Raw genomic sequence first — 15,803 nt, 5'->3', positions numbered from 1 at the left:
CCGAGAATTGACGGATTGTAAACAAGGGGCGCGGGGCTGGCGTTTCCAGGCCTTCCTCGCCGCCGTTCCATGGCGCGAGTGCGGGGTGGGGCTCTTGGTGCCCTTGCTGGCCATGTCCGCGCAATGGCTGCTGTGGGACTGGGTCCGCCCTTACGCCTGGTTCCTGTTTTATCCCGCCGTCTTCATCGCCGCCGCGCTGGGCGGGCTGGCCGGCGGCCTGGTCGCCACCGCCGTGTCGGTGCCGCTGGTCTGGTATCTGTTCATCCCCCCGCAATGGAGTTTCGCCATAGCCCGGCCGCAGGACGCCGTCTCCATCGTCCTGTTCGCCTTGTGCGGTCTGATTTTGAGCCTGTTCAGCCAACGCCTGATCAACCGCCGCTCGCGTTGGGCCGAGGACGAGCTGACGCGCCAGCAGGCCTTGTTGCGCGCGATCATCGACAACTCCACCGCGGTGATCTTCGTCAAGGACGTGGACGGCCGCTATCTGCTGGTCAATCAACGTTATCCGGATTTATTCCATATCAGCGCGGAGGCCATGCGCGGCCTGCGCGACGAGGACCTGTTCCCGCCCGAGGTGGTGGCCAATTTGCGTTGCGCCGATATGGAGGTGCTGAACAGCGGCCAGGCGCGCGAATACGAGGAAACCGTGCCGCAGGACGACGGCCCGCACACTTATCTGGTGTACAAGTTTCCCTTGCGCGACGCGACGGGGAGCGTCTACGCGGTGTGCGGCATCGCTTCCGACATCAGCGCGCGCAAGCGCGCCGAAGCGGAGCAGAGGCAGCGCGAGGAGCTGCTGCAGGAAATGAGCGCCATCGCTCGGGTGGGCGGGTGGTGGTTCGATCCGGCCAGCGGCCGCGGCGGCTGCACGTCCGAAGTGGCGCGCATCCACGGCCTGCCGGACGACGCGCCGGTGAACGTGGGCGGGGATTCCAGCTTTTACCGCGGCGAAGACCGGCGGCGCATCGAAGAGGCCATGCGCCGGGCGCGGGAGGAAGCCGAGCCCTACGATCTGGAACTGAGCCTGTTCAGCGCCGGCGGCCGGCGCAAATGGGTGCGCGTGTCCGGCAGGCCGGTGCTGGCCGGGGCCGAGGTGCTGTCGGTGCGCGGCGCGATGCAGGACATCTCCGACCGCAAGGCGATGGAGAACGCCCTGCTGGAGAGCGAGGAAAGGCTGACGCTGTTCATCGAGCACGCGCCGGCGGCGCTGGCGATGTTCGATGGCGACATGCGCTATCTGGCCGCCAGCCGGCGTTGGCTGGAAGATTACGGCCTGGATGGCCAGATCATCGGCCGGTCTCACTACGAGGTGTTTCCGGAAATTTCGGCCGCCTGGCGGGAGGTGCATCGGCGGGCGCTCGCCGGGGAGGTGATACGCGCGGAGGAAGACCGCTTTCTGCGCCAGGACGGCGCGGCGCAGTGGCTGTGCTGGGAAGCGCGGCCATGGCATGCGCGCGACGGCTTCATCGGCGGCATCGTGATCTTCACCGAGGACATCACCGTCCGCAAATCGATGGAGGAAGAGCGCCACCGGCTGGCGGAGGCCCTGGACCAGTCGGCGCAACCGGTGGTGATGACCGACGCGGCCAAGAGCATCCTCTACGCCAACGCCGCCTTCGGCGAGCTGATGGGGTATTCGATGAACGAGCTGTTGGGCTCGTCCATCTCCCGTTTCATCCCGGACGATCCGGTCAAACGAGCGGAGCGGGCGGCGCTGGAGCGGCAGGTGGTGGAGCAAGGGCGCTGGAGCGGCGAACTGGCCCGCGTCGCCAGCAACGGCGAAATCATCCCGGTCTACGCCTCCGTCACCGCCATGCACGATCTGTCCGGGGCCTTCTGCGGCTTCTTCGGCACGTACAACGATTTGCGGCCGCTGCGCGAAAAAACCCAGGCGCTGGCCAGCGCCGAGGCGCGCTACCGCAGCGTGCTGGACCACGCCGCCGACGCGGTGTTGGTGGCGGACGCGGAAGGGCGCTATCAGTACGCCAATCTGCAGGCCCGCCAGCTGCTGGGCTACGAGGAGCCGGAAATCCTGGCGATGCGGGTGGGCGACTTCAGCGCCGACTCCGCGGCGGAGGACGCGCAGGCGCTGTTCCGGCGGCTGCTGTCCAATGAGCAATTGAGCGCCGAGATGCTGGTGCGCCGCAAGGACGGCGCCGAGGTGCCGGTGGAACTGAACGCGATCCGGCTGCCGGACGGCGGCGTCTACGGCGCTTTCCGCGACATCACCCTGAGGCGGCAGGCGGCGGAGCGGATACGCCAGCTGTCGATGGCGGTGGAGCAGAGCCCGGAGAGCGTGGTCATCACCGATCTGGACACGCGGATCGAATACGTCAACGAAGCCTTTGTCCGCAATACCGGCTACAGCCGGGAAGAGGTGATGGGGCAGACGCCCAATCTGCTCAAGTCCGGCCTGACCCCGGCGGAAACCTACGCCGAGCTTTGGGACGCGCTGCAAGCCGGCAAGGCGTGGAAGGGCGAGCTGTTCAACCGGCGCAAGGACGGCAGCGACTACGTCGACTTCGCCCATATTTCGCCTATCCGCCAGCCGGACGGCAAGATCAGCCACTATCTGTCCCTGCAGGAGGACATCAGCGAGAAAAAGCGCCTGGGCCTGGAACTGGACCAGCACCGCCATCACCTGGAGGAACTGGTGGCGGTGCGCACCGCCGAGGTGAGCGCCACCAGCGCCAAGCTGCAAACCACCCAGTTCGCCATGGACAGCGTGGGCATAGGCATACACTGGGTGGACGCCGCCAGCGGGCGGCTGATCTACGTCAACCGCTACGCGGCGCAGCTGCTGGACTACGGCGTGGAGGAGATGCTGCGCCTGAACGTGTCCGACATCGTGCCCGACACCACGCCCGAGGTTTACGCGCGCACCGTGGAGCGGCTGCGGCGGCAAAGCCGGGCGCAGTTCGAAACCCAGCAACGGACCCGGGACGGCCGGCTGGTGGCGGTGGAAATGATTTTGTATTACTTGCCGGACCAGCCCGGGGACTCGGACAAGATCATCGGCTTCGTCACCGACATCACCCGGCGCAAGGAAACCGAGCAGGCCCTGGTGCGCGCCAAGGAGGACGCGGAGGCGGCCAATCTGGCCAAGAGCGCCTTCGTCGCCAATATGAGCCATGAAATCCGCACGCCCTTGAACGCCATCATCGGTTTCACCCATTTGCTGATGCGCACCCAGCCGCGGCCGGAGCAGCAGGCCAAGCTGGAAAAGGTGCTGGCGGCCAGCGGCCATCTGCTCACCATCATCAACGACATCCTGGACCTGTCCAAGATCGAGGCCGGCAAGCTGTCGCTGGAGCGGACCGATTTCTCGATCGGCGCGCTGTTCGAGCATGTGGGTTCGCTGATCGACGAACCGGCCCAGGCCAAGGGCTTGCGCGTGGAGATCGATTACGCCGGCGTGCCGCCCTGCCTGCGCGGCGACCCCACCCGGTTGCGCCAGGCCTTGCTCAACTACGCCGGCAACGCGGTCAAGTTCACCGAGCAGGGGACGGTGACCCTGAGCGCCCGGCTGTTGCGCAGCGAGGGCGAGCGCCTGCTGCTGCGCTTCGAGGTGTGCGACACCGGCATCGGCATTCCCGCCGACAAGCTGGCCGGCCTGTTCCAGGCCTTTCAGCAGGCGGACGACTCCACCACCCGCAAATACGGCGGCACCGGCCTGGGGCTGGCGATCACCCAGCGCCTGGCCGCGCTGATGGGCGGCGAGGTGGGCGTGGCCAGCCGGGAAGGGAGCGGCAGTACGTTTTGGCTGACCGCCTGGCTGACGCGGGGGGAGAGCGTCGCCGCCGAGCCGGCCGGCGCGGCGCCGGACGAGGTCGAAGCCGAATTGCTGCAGCGCGCCGACGCGCGCGTGCTGGTGGTGGAGGACGACGTGATCAATCAGGAAGTGGCGCTCTGGCTGCTGGGCAGCGTCGGCCTGAGGGCCGAACTGGCGAGAAACGGCCGCGAGGCCGTGGAGTGCGCGGCGGCGGGACGCTACGACCTGGTGCTGATGGACGTGCAGATGCCGGAGCTGGACGGCCTGGAGGCGACGCGCCGGATCCGGGCCCTGCCGGGCTGGGAGCGGACTCCTATCCTGGGCATGACCGCCAACGCCTTCGACGAAGATCGCCAGCGTTGTCTGGAGGCCGGCATGAACGATTTCGTGGCCAAGCCGGTGGACCCGGAGCAGCTGTTCGGCTTGCTGCTGAAATGGCTGTCGTCGGGGGGCGGGTCCGGGAGGGCCCGCGCCGAGGCGGCGCCGGACGGCGGGCGGCGCGCGTTGTTGATGAGCTTGCCCGGCGTGGACCTGGAAGCCGGCCTGCGCACCGTCGGCGACGATCTGGAGCGTTTTGAGCGCTTGCTGCGCAAATTCGCGGGCATCCATCGCGACGACGTGGCCAGGCTGGAGAGCCTGGCGCGCGCCGATGCGGGCGAAGAGGCGTGCCGCCTCGCCCATTCGCTGAAAGGGGCCGCCGCGTCCTTGGGCCTGGTCCGCGTCCAGGCCGAGGCCGCCGAACTGGAAACGGCCTTGAGGCAGGGGCTGCCCGGGGACGCGATGCCGGCGCGCGCCGAGACGCTGGGCCGGGAACTGGCGGCCCTGTGCGCGGCGCTGGACGCGCTGCCGGAGGCGGAGAGCCGGAGCGGGCCGCCGCCGCTGGAGGCGGCCTCGCGCGCGCAGCTGCAGGAATTGGAGAGCTTGCTGGCGGCGGACGATCCCCGCGCCGAACAGCAATTCCTGTCCCTGCTGCCGGCCTTGCGCGCCCAGCTGGACGCCGCCGAACTGGCCGAACTGGAGCGGCGGATCGAGGCTTTCGATTTCCCCGCCGCGCTCGCGCAGCTGCGCAAGCTGAGCGTCCGGCACGGCCTGGCGCGGGAGCCGCGATGAACGCCCCGCGCGTCGGCGAACGGGTGATCCTGGTGGTGGACGACAGCCCCGACGTGTTGCGGGTGCTGGGGGAGCTGCTGACGCCGCTGTACCGGGTGCGCGTCGCCACCTCGGGCCGGCGCGCGCTGCGCATGGCGGCGCAGTCGCCGGCGCCGGATTTGATCCTGCTGGACGTGATGATGCCGGAGCAGGACGGCTATATGGTGTTGAGCCTGTTGCGGAGCCGCCCGGCTTGCCGCGACATTCCGGTGATCTTCCTCACCGCCCTGGACGCGCCTGGCGACGAGGAAAGAGGCCTGGAACTGGGCGCGGTCGACTACATCGCCAAGCCGGTGCGGCCGGCGGTGGTGCTGGCGCGGGTGCAGACCCAACTGGAACTGAAGGCGGCGCGCGACGCGCTGCGCGACCGCAACGCGCGGCTGGAGGCCGAAGTGGCGCGGCGCGCGGCGGAAAACGAACTGATTTTGAACTCGGCGGCGGAGGGCATCTTCGGCGTCGGCGTCGACGGCGCGATCAATTTCATCAACCCCGCCGCCGCCGCGATGCTGGGCTACCGCCCGGAGGAATTGCTGGGGAAAAGCGCCAGCCTCTGCCTGTTCCGCGGCGACGGCGACGGCCCGGGCGCCGTCATGCCGCCGCCGGGCGGCGAAGCGCGTGACCGGGAAGGGGCTTTCCGCCGCAAGGACGGCGACGCGCTGCCGGTGGCCTTCTCCGCGGTGCCGATGTGCAACGCCGGTTTGCAGCTGGGGGCGGTGGTGAGCTTCACCGACATCCGGGAGCGGCAGCGCTACATCTGGCAACTGGAGCGGCAGTCCAATTTCGACGACCTGACCGGGCTGCCCAACCGCAATCTGCTGCGCGACCGGCTGGACCACGCGCTGCACCACTGCCGGCGCGAGGCGGCGGCGCTGGAAGTGGTGGCCCTCAATCTGAACCGCTTCAAAAGCATCAACGACACCCTGGGGCGCGAGGCCGGCGACGAATTGCTGCGGGGGCTGGCGCAGCGGCTGAGCGAGGGCGTGGCGGACGCGGACACCCTGGCGCGGCTGGGCGGCGACGAGTTCATCCTGTTCGGCCGCGGCGAGATGGTCGGCGCCGGCCTGGCCCAGGCGGTGCTCAAGCTGCTGGCCGAGCCGTTCGAGCAGGCCGGGCGCGAAATCTTCCTGTCCTGCAGCATAGGCGTCGCGGTTTACCCCAAGGACGGCGAGAACGGCGACGGCCTGCTGCGCAACGCGCTGGCGGCGGTCTACCAGGCCAAGGGGGTGGGCGGCTGGGGCTTCCGCTACTACGCGGCGGAAATGAACGCGCGCTCGATGGAGTTGCTGGAGCTGGAGAACGATTTGCGCCGCGCGCTGGAGCGCGACGAGCTGGAGCTGCACTACCAGCCGCAACTGCGGCTGGCGGACGGCGCCCTGTTCGGCTGCGAGGCTTTGGCGCGTTGGCGGCATCCGCGCCGCGGCCTGTTGCCGCCCGCGGACTTCATCCCCTTGGCGGAAGCCTGCGGCCTGATCGTGCCCCTGGGCGAGTGGGTGCTGCGCGCCGCCTGCTCTCAGGCGCGCCGTTGGCAGGACGAGGGCCTGCAGCCGGTGGTGGTGGCGGTGAACGTGTCCGCGCATCAATTCGCCGCTCAGGACATGGTGGAGCTGACGCGCCGGGTGCTCGGCGAGACCGGCCTGGCGCCGCGCTGGCTGGAACTGGAGCTGACCGAAAGCGTGATGATGAGCGATGTGGAAGCCCTGGTCCTCGCCGCGCGGCAACTGCGGGAACTGGGCGTCGCGCTGGCCATGGACGACTTCGGCACCGGTTTTTCCTCGCTCAGCTTCCTCAAGCGCCTGGCGCTGGACCGGCTGAAGATAGACCAGTCCTTCGTGCGGGACCTGGATTGGGACCCGGACAGCGTGTCCATCGCCTCGGCCATCATCGCGCTGGCGCGCAGCCTGAAGCTGGCGGTGATCGCCGAAGGCGTGGAAACCGAGAGCCAGCTGGCTTTGCTGCGCGAATGCGGCTGCGAAGAGATACAGGGTTTTCTTTTCCAGCGGCCGCTGCAGGCGGACGCGTTCGCCCGCTTGCTGAGCGAGGGCTGGCCGCGGTTTTGAGCCGCCGGCGCGGGGCCGGCGGCGTTGCCGGCAATGGCATAAACGCGCCGGATTCTCGGCTTTAAATGCAACTTGACGCAGTTTATTGGGTCAATTCATTCATGAAGGCATCATTTTTTCCGATGGCCGGCGCCGCTGCGCCGAAGACGCGGAAGGTTTTCCAATGAACATCCCCTTAGGCATTATCGAAGGCTTTTACGGCAAGCCCTGGACCTGGGCGCAGCGGGAGTTGCTGTCCACCACGCTGGCGGCGCACGGCTACCGTTTCTACCTGTACGCGCCGAAAGCGGACGCGTATTTGCGCCGCCAGTGGCAGCTGGACTACCCGGCTGAGCTGGAGGAGAGGCTGGCGGCCTTCGCCGGCCATTGCCGGCGGCTGGAGGTCGGTTTCGGCATGGGCCTGAGCCCGTACGAGGCGTATCTGGACTTCAACGACGAGGCCCGCCGGGCGCTGGCGCGCAAGCTGGAACAGCTGCAGCGCATCGGCGTCAGCCAGCTGGCCATCCTGTTCGACGACATGCGCGGCGATCTGCCCGATCTGGCGGAGCGCCAGGCGGAGATCGTCGCCTGGGTGCGTCAGCGCTGCGCGGTGGAGCAGCTGCTGGTCTGTCCCAGCTACTATTCCAGCGACCCGGTGCTGGACCGGGTGTTCGGTCAGCGCCCGGTCGGCTATCTGCAGCAACTGGGCCAATGGCTGGCGCCGGACATCGACATTTTCTGGACCGGCGAGGAGGTGTGCTCGCGCGAAATCTCGCCCGGACACCTGTTGCAAGTGGGCAAATGGCTGGGGCGCAAGCCGGTGCTGTGGGACAACTACCCGGTGAACGACGGCCCGCGGATGTCGCAATACCTGCATCTGCGCGGCTTCACCGGCCGGTCCGCGGCCAACGCCGAGCTGCTGGCGGCGCACGGCATCAATCCGGCGCAGCAAGCGGCGCTCAGCCTGATTCCGGCGCTGACGCTGGCGGACAGCTACCGGCTGGGGCCGCGCTATCAATACGGCGCCTCGATGCGCCGCGCCGCCCAGGTGGTGGCCGGCGAGGAACTGGCCGACATGCTGTGGCGGGATCTGCTGACCTTGCAGGACGTGGGTCTGGACCAATTGGGCGAGCGCGCCGCCGAGCTGCGCGAGCGCTACGCGGCGCTGGACCACGCCTGCGCGCGCGAAGTCGTGGCTTGGCTGGACGGCGAGTATCGGATCAGCGAGCTCGAGGTGCAGACTCAGTAGCGCGGGCTACGTGGCGTTACACGCTTTTACATCTGACTCACAGACGGGGACGGACCGGGACGCCTAGGATGAGCAGCAAGGAAACACCAAGCCCGGCGTCGCGGCAGCACTGAGCAGACGGACGCCATCCTGACCCGACTGGAGAATGTCACCATGAAAAAACTGAGCCTGATCGTACTGTCCGCCGCTTTCGCCCTGAGCTCCGCCGCCGGCTTCGCCGCCGAAGCCGCCAAGCCGGCTTCCGCACCGGCCGCCAAGACCGCGCCCGCGGCCAAGAAAGTGCAGCACAAGGCGGTGAAGAAGCACGCCTCTGGCGCGGCGCAGAAAGCCCAGGCCGCCAAGGCCGAAGCCTCCGCCCCGGCCAAGGCCGCCAAGAAGCCGGCGCAGCATAAAAAGCATGCGGTGAAGAAGGCCCACAAGCCGGCGGCATCGGCTCCGGCCCAGAAAGCCCAGGCCGCCAAGGCGGAAGCTTCCGCTCCGGCCAAGGCCGCCAAGAAGCCGGCGCAGCACAAGAAGCACGCCGCCAAGAAAACCCACAAGAAAGCCGCGGCTTCCGCAGCTAAATAAACCGGAAACCGTTAAACCAAAAGGCCTACACTAGGCATAGACAGCCGGATCACGGTCCGGCTGCATAAAGAGGCCGCGCTGAGCGCGGCCCGAACGGGGACGAGGGGAGGCTGAGGCCTCCCTTTTTTTGCGTCCGCGCAAGCGCCGACAACACCGCGCGGCGTCCCTGAGCCAAGGCGCGCCGACGCCGGATCAGGGATTGGCTTGGCGGTTTTTAGAGAGGCCGTCGCGCTTGCCGCGCCTCCAGCCATGCGCGCAGGGTGCGCGCGTCATGCAGCTGGTGTTGGTTGTCCAGGTGACGGTAGACCTGGACCCGGCGAGCCCCCAGCCACAGCATATGCTCCAAATAATTGAAGAAGCCCATCCAGTGGCCGCGCTGGCTGCGGTCGTCGAAATCGATGTCGCGGGCGACGCGGCTGAGCAGGCCGGTGCCGACGTATTCCGGATTGTCCTTCAACCATTGCAGCAAATGGGCGGCGCATTCGCGGCCGTAAGCGCAGGCGAGAGCGTAGTTTTCGGCGGCGGCGGGCATTTGCCAGTAGTGGGGGTGGTTGCGGGAGGGCAGGTAGCGGACGAAGGGGAGCCGGGTTTCCTGCTGTTCGCGGGCGGCCAGCTTGTAGCGGCGGCGGGGAGGTAGGATGTAAGACATGGCGTTTCTCCTGCTGTGACACAAGATAAACCGCCTGCCGGGGAAGGCTGAGGTATTAGGCAGGCGCGTGGCAGGATTGGCGTACCGGACTTAACTATCAAACCGGCGAGTGCATGGCACTCCCCCACCACGCACCTGCCAAGAGTGCGTAGGCATAGAAAAACTGCTTGCGCAGTGTTCCGTGCAAGCAAGTCGATAGTTAAGTAACGGGACGCCAATCCCGTGTGCCGCTTGTTTGGGCGGCAACGGGGAGATTGTTGCCGAGAGCGGGGACGGGGTCAAGGCGGCGCAGCGGGTTGGGCTAGCGTTTCTTTGCCGGGGAGATCGTGAGCGGGTCTTAGCTGGTCGCCGGCGTGGCGGCGGGCTCTTGGGCGACATTGAGCAGCGGGGCGTAGGGGTCCGGCCGCTCGCGCCAGAAGCGGCGCTCCAGCTCCGCCGCCGGCAGCGGCTTGCTGAACAGATAGCCTTGCAGGGTGTCGCAGAACATATAGGTCAGCGCGGTGGCCTGCTCGTCGGTTTCCACGCCCTCGGCCACCACCCTGAGCTGCAGCGAATGGGCCAGCGCGATGATGGCGCCGGTCAGCGTCATCGCGTCCTGGTCGTTCAGCATCGCGCGCACGAAGGACTGGTCGATCTTCAGCTCCTGGGTGGGCAGCTTGGCCAGGTAGGACAGCGAGGAATAGCCGGTGCCGAAGTCGTCGATGGAAATGCCCACCTGCATGTCGCGGATGCGGCGCAGGGTTTCGCCGCAGGTGTCCAGATTGTCCAGCACCACGGTTTCGGTGATTTCGATGTCTATGCCCGGCACGGCGGCGCCTTCGCTCAAGGCCTGCCGCAGCTGTTCGGAGAAATCGGCCTGGCGCAGTTGCAGCGGGGAGACGTTGACCGCGATGCGCGGCGCCGGATAGCCGGCCTCCAGCCAGCGCAGATGGTCGCGCGCGGCCTGTCGCAGCGCCCAGACGCCCACCTCCAGAATCAGGCCGGTTTCCTCCAGCAAGGGAATGAATTGCGCCGGCGACACCAGGCCGCGTTCAGGGCTCTGCCAGCGCAGCAAGGCCTCCACGCCGACGATCTGCCGCGACACCGCGTCCACTTTTGGCTGGTAGTGCAGCACGAATTCCTGGCGCTCCAGCGCCAGGCGCAGCCGGTTTTCCAGCTCCAGCGTCACCGCGGCGCGTTCGCTCATTTCCTGGCGGTAGAACAGATAGCGTTCATTGGTGCTTTGCGCCAGCTTGAGCGCGGCCTCGGCGTTTTCCAGCAGGCTTTCCGCGTCGGCGCCGTCTTCCGGATGGATGGCGATGCCGAACTTGGCGGAGACGCGCAACTGTTTGTCCAGGATGGCGATGGGCTGGGCGACGCAATGCTCCTGCAATTGCATCACCTGACGCGCGATGTCTTCCTCGCTCTTGACCTCGGGAATGATCAGCGCGAAGCGGTCTATCTTGACGCAGGCCAGCAGCCGGGCTTCCTCGGTGAAGGATTCCAGACGCGCGGCCAGCAGGCGCAGCACCTGGTCGCCGGCCCAGCGGCCGTAGACGTCGTTGATGGATTTGAAGTGTTCGATGTCGAGGAAGACCACCGCCAGGCGGCGATGCTCATGATGGCTGGAGCTGGTTTGCTGCGCCAAGCGCTCGTGGAATAGGCTGCGGTTGGCCAGGCCGGTCAATTCGTCGTAGTAGGACAGGAAATGCAGGCGCTCCTCTTTTTCGATGTGGTCGAGCGCGAAGGCGATGTCGCCGGCCAGCTCGGCCAGCAACTGCATTTCTTCATGGTCGAAGGCGTTGGCTTCGCTGGAGCACAGCGCCAGCGAGGCGGCGCGCTGACCGGGCAGCGGCAAGGGCAGGCAGGCCAGCGAGCGTATGCCTTGCGCCAGCAATTGCTCGCGCGCCGAGTAGGGCAGCGGCGCGCCCAGCTGATTGCAGACCACGTTGCCGCCGCTGGCGATGGCGGCGGCGGACAGCTGCAGCAGCGCCTCGGCGTCCGGCGGCTCGTCGGATTGTCCTTGCAGCGCGGCGATGCGGTGCTCGCCGTCGTTCTGGTCCAGCATGCTGATCCAGACCAGTTTGAACGCGCCGCTCTGGGTGGCGATGTGGCAGGCTTCGCGGAACAGCTCCTGGCGGTCGTGGCAGCGCACGATCAGCATATTGATGCCGCTGAGAATGGCGTAGACGCGGTTGAGCCGCTCTATGCGCAGCCGCAGCAAGGAGTGCTGCAAGGTGATGGCCAGTTGCTGGGCGAAGGCGCGCGCGATCTCCAGGTGCTCGAAGCCATTGCTGGCCACCTCCAGGAAGGCCAGGTTCAAGGAGCCCAGCAATTGCCCTTCCGCCATCAGCGGCAGCCGCAGATAGGCGCGCACGCCGTGGCTGCGCAGCCATTTGACCAGCGCCGGCGGCTGCGCCAGCGTGGTGATGTCGTGCGCGAAGCTGGGCTGGCCGCGCTTGAGTTGTTCCAGGTCGCTCAAGCCATAGCTGGAGAAGGGGAAGCGGCTGTCGATCGGGATCTCGTCCCGGGCGTCGCACTCCAGCGCCAGGAAGATGGTTTCCTCGTGCCTCCAGTCGAACACCGTGGCCGACGCGCCCCAGAACGGCACCAATTGCGCCAGCATGCGCAGCGCCTCCTGCGCGGTTTGCTGCGGGCTGGCGGCGGAGAGCAGGGTCAGACCCATGTCGCGCAGCGACTCCAGCTGCCGGCTGTGGCGTTGGAGCGCCTGCTCGGTTTTCAGCCGCTGGGTGATGTCGCGCATGATGGCGGTGTAATACTTCTGGCCGCCCACTTCCAGTTGCGACACCGAGGCTTCGGCGTAGAACTCGCTGCCGTCGGCGCGCAGGCCGCGCACGCCGCCGGCCGGGGCCAGGCTGCGGCTGACCGGGCCGTTCTGGCCGAAGCCGCGGATCAGTTGCGCGTGGTCCGGACGCAGCGCCTCCGGCACCAGCATATTGACCGGCTGGCCCAGCACCTGTTCGGCGCGGTAGCCGAAGGCCTGTTCCGCGGCGGGGTTGAACTGGATGATGTTCAGCTCGGCGTCGATGGTGACGATGGCGTCCATCGCGGTGTCGATGATGCCGGCGCGCTGCATCTCGCTGAGGCGGATCGCCGCCTCGTGCGCCTGCAATTGGTCCAGCATCAGATTGAATTGATGCGACACCGCGCGCAATTCCTGCGGCCCCAGTTCCTGCGCCCGCGCGTTCAGGTTGCCGCGGGCCACCGCTTGCGCCGTTTCCGCCAGCTGGCGCGCCGGGCGGGTCAGCCCGCGGCTGAAGCGTTGCGCCAGCCAGCCGCAGAGCAGCAAGGTGACGATGCCGCTGGCCGCGCCCCAGCGCAGGCGGTTGTAGTAGGGCGCGAGCACTTCCTGTTCCGGCAGCGCGGCGAGGATCAGCCAATCCGCCTGGGAGAATTTGCGGTAGGAGTAGAGCCGGGATACGCCGTCGCGGCCGACGCCCAGTTCGAAGCCGGAGGCCTTGGCGCGGATGCGCGCGACGGTGCGGGCGACGTTGATCGAGCTCTTGCCGTGCCAAAGCGCGGGGTCGGGGTAGCGCAGCAAGAAGGCTGCCTGCGGGCTCAGCACCGCGATGGTCAGCTTGCGGTCCAGCGTCGCGGGCAAGACCTGGGCCTGAAACGCCAGCAAGTCCATTTGCAGGCTCAGCAGGCCGACGGCGCGGCCTTGTTCGTCGCGCACCGGGTAGCTGGGCATCATCACCCAGCGCTGGGTGGCGGGTTCCTGCACCGGCTCGCTGAGCATCAGGCCGGGAGCGGCCAGCGCGCGGGCGAACCAGGCGGGGTTGGCGGGCGGCGCCCTGACCGCGGGATTGCTCGCGTAGCTGCAGACGTGCAGGCCGGAGGCGGTGCTGAGGCTCAGTTGGGTGACCGAGGGGAAGCTCAGCGCGATGTCGTGGAAAGCGACGGCGCATTCATCGTAGTCGAAACGGCGCACCGGCGGCCGCCGGCTCAACTGCGCCAGCACGCGTTCCAGCTCGGTGATCCTGCCCGCCAGCGTCTGGTCCACCTGGTCGGTCAGCACGCGGGTTTGTTCCTGGGCGGCGTCGCGCATGTCGCGGGCCGATTCGAAGGCGCCGATGGCGATCAGCACCGCGGCGGGCAGCAGGCAGGCCAGCGCGAACAACAGCAATTGAGCGCGCAGGCCCAAGCCGCGGATGGCGGACAGAATGCGGTTTAGGCCTGCGCGCATGTGGCGGGTGCTTTCCGGGACGGGGGATACTCAAAAATTAGTTCCTGCCGCCGGAGGGGGCAAGCCGCTTCTATGCCAAATGCGTTAAATGTATGGGAGCGGCGAGGGGAAACCCCGATGAAAGCCCTGTCAGGCAAGGCTTTCATCGGGGCGGGGGCGGGGCTAGGTACTTACACTTAGTTGGCTGGCGAGGGCCGCTGTAGGCGCTTAGAACCTGTTTACGATCTGCTGCGCGTCGTGAGACGTGACACGGTGAGTACCCCTTCGAAATGCTCATGTACCGTGTGTACATTCCGCTTTCTCAGCCGTTTTCGCCTTGTCTCGCCTTAGCTCGCGAGATCGTAAACACGTTCTTTAGAGGAACATGCCGCCGGAGGCCTCCACCCGCTGGCCGTTGACCCAGGCCGCGCCGTCGCTAAGCAGGGTGGCGATGGCGCCGCCGATGTCGTCGGGCCGGCCGACGCGGCCCAAGGCGGTTTGCGCGGCGATGTGGGCGTTGACCTGCTCGTTGTCGCGCACCAGGCCGCCGCCGAAGTCGGTTTCAATCGCGCCGGGGGCGATGACGTTGACCGCGATGCCGCGCGGGCCCAATTCCTTGGCCAGGTAGCGGGTCAGCACTTCCACGCCGCCCTTCATCGCCGCGTAGGCGGCGTAGCCGGGCAGGGCGAAGCGGGTCAGGCCGGTGGAGACATTGAGGATGCGGCCGCCGTCGGCGATCAGCGGCAGCAGCGTCTGGGTCAGGAAGAACGGGCCCTTGAGCTGGATGTTCATCAACTGGTCGAACTGGGCCTCGCTGGTGTCGGCGAAGGCGGCGTGGATGCCGATGCCGGCGTTGTTGACCAGGAAGTCGAAGTCGGTGCGCTGCCATTGTTCGGTCAGCGTCTGGAGCAGCTGGGCGGCGAAGGCGGCGAAGCCGGCGCTCTGGCCGACGTCCAGCGGCAGCGCGGCGGCCTGGCCGCCCAGCGCCCGGATTTCGGCGACCACCGCCTCGGCGTCGGCGGCGCGGCTCTGATAAGTGAGGACCACGTCCACGCCCTGGCGCGCCAGGTGCAGGGCGGCGCTTTTGCCCAGGCCGCGGCTGCCGCCGGTGATGACTGCGATTTTCTTGCTCATGGGAATCTCCTGTAGGGGGCGGGTGCAGGCTTGGACCCGATGAGCTCAGTCTATTGTATGGTTTTTGATAAACAAATATGAATATTTGAATTATAGTGTTCGGATATTAATAACAATTGGCGGCGGGCATGAACAAGCTGGAAGCGATGCAGATTTTTGTCAGGGTGGCGGAGCTGTCCAGCTTCACCCAGGCGGCGGACAGCCTGGGCCTGCCCAAGGCCAGCATCTCGGTGGCGGTCAAGCAGACCGAGGCCTGGCTGGGCACGCGGCTCTTGCACCGGACCACGCGCAAGGTGCAGATGACCCAGGACGGTCAGGCTTTCTACGAGCGCTGCAAGGACGTGCTGGCGGACATGGACGAGTTGCAAAGCCTGTTCCAGCGCGGCGAGGAGGCGCTGAGCGGGCGGCTGCGGGTGGACATGCCCAGCGGCGTGGCGCGTTATCAGGTCTTGCCGCGGCTGGACGAGTTTCTGCAGCGCCACCCGCGGCTGGAGCTGGAGCTGAGCAGCACCGACCGCAAGGTGGACATTGTGCGCGAGGGCTTTGACTGCGTGCTGCGGGTGGGCGAACTCAACGACTCCAGCCTGGTGGCGCGGCCGCTGGGGCGCTTCCGCCAGCTCAATTGCGCCAGCCCCGGCTATCTGGCGCGCTACGGCGCGCCGGCCGGGCTGGAAGACCTGGCGCGGCACCGGCTGGTCCACTATGTCTCCACCCTGGGCGCGCGGCCGGCCGGCTGGGAGTGGCGGGACGACAACGGCAGCCATTGGCTGGCCATGGCCGGCAGCGTCATCGTCAACAACGCCGACGCCTACCAGGCCGCCTGCCTGGCCGGCCTGGGCCTGATCCAGGCGCCGGAATCCGGGGTGCGCCATTTGCTGGACAGCGGCGAACTGGTGGAAGTGCTGCCGGACTACCGCGCCGCGCCGATGCCGGTGAGCTTGCTGTACGCGCATCGGCGCAATCTGCCGCGCCGGGCCCAGGCGTTCATGGATTGGCTGGCGGAGGCGCTGGCGCCGCACTTGCTCTGAATCCGGCGCAAACATGGCGGCGCAGGGGCAAGCTGCCCTATCATGGGGGCTGGT

At 67.5% G+C, this 15,803-nt stretch carries 8 protein-coding genes; 5 read left to right on the top strand and 3 right to left on the bottom strand.

Going from position 1 to position 15,803, the window contains the following annotated elements; all coding sequences use genetic code 11:
- Positions 1–7: 7 nt before the first annotated feature.
- The 4 genes from VK98_RS22740 to VK98_RS09670 all read left to right on the top strand — a co-directional run bounded on the left by VK98_RS22740 (position 8) and on the right by VK98_RS09670 (position 8,773).
- Complete coding sequence (locus VK98_RS22740; protein ID WP_156187809.1) at positions 8–4,882, top strand: PAS domain S-box protein; 4,875 nt, start codon at positions 8–10, stop codon at positions 4,880–4,882.
- The gene (locus VK98_RS09680; protein ID WP_048413835.1) at positions 4,879–6,978 is read left to right on the top strand and encodes a bifunctional diguanylate cyclase/phosphodiesterase; all 2,100 of its coding nucleotides are present in this window, start codon (positions 4,879–4,881) and stop codon (positions 6,976–6,978) included. The genes VK98_RS22740 and VK98_RS09680 overlap by 4 nt, the downstream gene beginning before the upstream one ends.
- Positions 6,979–7,141: 163 nt before the next feature.
- The gene (locus VK98_RS09675) at positions 7,142–8,206 is read left to right on the top strand and encodes a beta-N-acetylglucosaminidase domain-containing protein (RefSeq protein WP_048413885.1); all 1,065 of its coding nucleotides are present in this window, start codon (positions 7,142–7,144) and stop codon (positions 8,204–8,206) included.
- Positions 8,207–8,359: 153 nt separating this feature from the next.
- A complete protein-coding gene (locus VK98_RS09670) occupies positions 8,360–8,773 on the top strand; it encodes a hypothetical protein (protein ID WP_048413834.1) in 414 nt (137 codons plus the stop codon).
- Positions 8,774–8,987: 214 nt separating this feature from the next.
- Here the strand turns inward: VK98_RS09670 and VK98_RS09665 are convergent, their stop codons facing one another.
- From VK98_RS09665 to VK98_RS09655, 3 genes are all read right to left on the bottom strand, one after another.
- The gene (locus tag VK98_RS09665; RefSeq protein WP_048413833.1) at positions 8,988–9,422 is read right to left on the bottom strand and encodes a hypothetical protein; all 435 of its coding nucleotides are present in this window, start codon (positions 9,420–9,422) and stop codon (positions 8,988–8,990) included.
- A 337-nt stretch (positions 9,423–9,759) separates the two neighbouring features.
- Positions 9,760–13,608 (bottom strand): EAL domain-containing protein, encoded by a 3,849-nt coding sequence (locus VK98_RS22735; protein WP_053077308.1) that lies wholly within the window; start codon positions 13,606–13,608, stop codon positions 9,760–9,762.
- A gap of 354 nt (positions 13,609–13,962) precedes the next feature.
- On the bottom strand, positions 13,963–14,721 hold the full coding sequence (locus VK98_RS09655; RefSeq protein WP_048413832.1) for an SDR family NAD(P)-dependent oxidoreductase: 759 nt from the start codon (positions 14,719–14,721) through the stop codon (positions 13,963–13,965).
- A 128-nt stretch (positions 14,722–14,849) separates the two neighbouring features.
- Between VK98_RS09655 and VK98_RS09650 the strand changes: the two genes are divergently transcribed.
- Complete coding sequence (locus VK98_RS09650) at positions 14,850–15,749, top strand: LysR family transcriptional regulator (protein WP_048413883.1); 900 nt, start codon at positions 14,850–14,852, stop codon at positions 15,747–15,749.
- Positions 15,750–15,803: the final 54 nt, after the last annotated feature.

This window comes from Chromobacterium sp. LK11, assembly GCF_001043705.1.
Classification (GTDB): Bacteria; Pseudomonadota; Gammaproteobacteria; order Burkholderiales; family Chromobacteriaceae; genus Chromobacterium; species Chromobacterium alkanivorans.
Note: the sequence above shows the minus strand (reverse complement) of the source record. Positions and strands in the feature narration are given on the sequence as shown.

Excerpts from the sequence above, each read along its gene's own strand:
- VK98_RS09675 (WP_048413885.1), top strand. The coding sequence starts at position 7,142 with ATGAACATCCCCTTAGGCATTATCGAAGGCTTTTACGGCAAGCCCTGG.
- VK98_RS22735 (WP_053077308.1), bottom strand. The coding sequence starts at position 13,608 with ATGCGCGCAGGCCTAAACCGCATTCTGTCCGCCATCCGCGGCTTGGGC.
- VK98_RS09670 (WP_048413834.1), top strand. The coding sequence starts at position 8,360 with ATGAAAAAACTGAGCCTGATCGTACTGTCCGCCGCTTTCGCCCTGAGC.
- VK98_RS09680 (WP_048413835.1), top strand. The coding sequence starts at position 4,879 with ATGAACGCCCCGCGCGTCGGCGAACGGGTGATCCTGGTGGTGGACGAC.
- VK98_RS09655 (WP_048413832.1), bottom strand. The coding sequence starts at position 14,721 with ATGAGCAAGAAAATCGCAGTCATCACCGGCGGCAGCCGCGGCCTGGGC.
- VK98_RS09665 (WP_048413833.1), bottom strand. The coding sequence starts at position 9,422 with ATGTCTTACATCCTACCTCCCCGCCGCCGCTACAAGCTGGCCGCCCGC.
- VK98_RS09650 (WP_048413883.1), top strand. The coding sequence starts at position 14,850 with ATGAACAAGCTGGAAGCGATGCAGATTTTTGTCAGGGTGGCGGAGCTG.